A 1878-nucleotide genomic window follows, 5' to 3' on the forward strand; every position below is an offset into this window, starting at 1 on the left:
ACTGGTTCACCGCTAGTTTGTGCCACATCAAAGACGGGTAGATAGCGATAACCGACAATGGCGCGCTCATCGGTGGTATCAAGATGCTTCTGCTCGGCTGGTGTTAGCTTCTTAATGATCGGAGCCGCAATCCGAATCGCTTTTGCGCCCCGGTTGACGGTGCGGTTAAAAGCCTTCTGCCATTGCTTAAAACCGGCGACTTGAGTGGCTTGAGGATTTTGCGCATAAATTAAATCAATGTTTCTGGCGCTATAACGATGAAATTTAGCCAGGGTATTGAGATACTTTTTAAATTGGTCACTATCAGTTAATTTTAGGATTTGCTGTTCAGCCTGGGCGACTAATTGTGCTTTCCAAGCCTTAACATTTGCTTTATTTGGCATAAGTTACCCCTCCTCATCTTCAAAAATATCATTCAGTATGGGAGCCACTTTTGTTTGAATTGAGGTCGTGCCATAAAGGGCAACGTAACCGTCAGACAATTTTTGCCAAGCCACTTGATAATAGGCTCCGTTACCAGTGATTTCTTTTAGATACTTGTAGGTTCCTTTAGCCTGCAAAACTGGTAATTCACTCCCAATGACTGCTAATTTATTATCCATTTTATGATCTCCTTTGCTTTGCTAATCTCACCCGTTGTTTAGGTTTACTTTTGGCTTTATAAAAGTGAACCTAAACAACGGGTTCAACAACGTGCAGGGCGGTAGGCAGGTTCTAATCAAAATCAAAACTTAATTTATGACCGTCAAGTTTTAGCTTGGCGTCAAACGACTTCCCCTTTTTGCTCTTGAAACCCTTTAATTTGCTGGTTTCACCCTTGGTAACTAACGCTTTAATTGCGGTCTTACCAAGCGTCTTGCTACTCCATTTCTTGGGTAGGGTAAAGTCCTCGCCTTGCTTGGGTTTCACAATGTAAAACTTTTGTTTATTTATGACAGTTACTTGTGGTGTTTCTAAGAACACCTCGGCAACTTTTTGCGCTTGCTGTTGATGATCAATTTGTTGTTTAATGGCTGCACTGCCAGTTAATTGCGTGGGAACATCAGCGATCAACTTTGCCACGAACTTTTTGATTTGGCTCAAAAAATTATCCTGAGTGCGTTCTTCGGTACTGATTTGCTGTAACGCTTGCTCCCATTTAGCCGTCATTTCTGGACTAGTTAGCAAGGGTTCGAGTTCAACCGCTTTACATAAAGTGATTCCGGCTTCACTGACGTGCAACTTATTCTTTTCAGTAACTAAGTAGCCGCGTTTCTTTAACACTTCCAGCACATTGGCCCGGGTCGCACTTGTCCCAATGCCTTGCACATCTTTGAGAATCGCCTGGGCTACTTCATCATCAAGCGTTTTGCCAGCGGTCTTCATGGCCGTAATCAGGGTACCTTCGGTAAAGGGTACCGGAGGTGTCGTTTCTTTTTGCGGTGTTTGCAGATTCGCTTGAACGTGGTCGCCTTGGTGAACGAGCGGTAAAGTTGCTACTTCTTGCTGCTCGGTTTTGGTTTCATCAAATAGAACTTGCCAACCTTGCTTAGTTGGGACCTTACCGGTTGCTTTAAAATTGGCGTCACCAACTTGGGTAATAATGGTGGTCTCTTCATATTCGTAAGGATCAGCAAACATCGCTAACGTCGTTCTTAAAACTAAGTCATAGACTTGTTGCTGTAATTTAGGTAAGCTGGCTAGTTTCTCTTTAGTCGGCACAACTTTAGTCATGATAATGGCGTAATGTTCTTCAACCTTTTTCCCATTGACGTAACGTTTATTTGGGGTGGTATTGGTTAAAGCGACTTGCTTAGAGACTAAACCCAGATACTTCGTCAGATTAGCCACTAAGTACTCAAATTCTTCATCAGTGATATAAGCACAATCGGTGCGGGG

The 1878-nt window shown here is 43.1% G+C and carries 3 protein-coding genes; all 3 read right to left on the reverse strand.

Translation table 11 applies throughout. The annotated features are described in order from the left end of the window. Positions 1–383: ArdC-like ssDNA-binding domain-containing protein (locus tag EKM83_RS13110; protein WP_225418685.1), on the reverse strand; the 383-nt coding region annotated here is incomplete at its 3' end. Between the two features lie 3 nt (positions 384–386). Further along, a complete protein-coding gene (locus tag EKM83_RS13115) occupies positions 387–602 on the reverse strand; it encodes a hypothetical protein (protein ID WP_056986576.1) in 216 nt (71 codons plus the stop codon). 112 nt (positions 603–714) lie between these two features. Continuing rightward, on the reverse strand, positions 715–1878 hold a 1164-nt coding region (locus EKM83_RS13120; protein ID WP_164505687.1), incomplete at its 5' end, for a type IA DNA topoisomerase.

It is taken from the genome of Levilactobacillus angrenensis, assembly GCF_003946085.1.
Lineage (GTDB): Bacteria > Bacillota > Bacilli > Lactobacillales > Lactobacillaceae > Levilactobacillus > Levilactobacillus angrenensis.

Coding starts and splice junctions, on each gene's coding strand:
- EKM83_RS13115 (WP_056986576.1), bottom strand. CDS start 602: ATGGATAATAAATTAGCAGTCATTGGGAGTGAATTACCAGTTTTGCAG.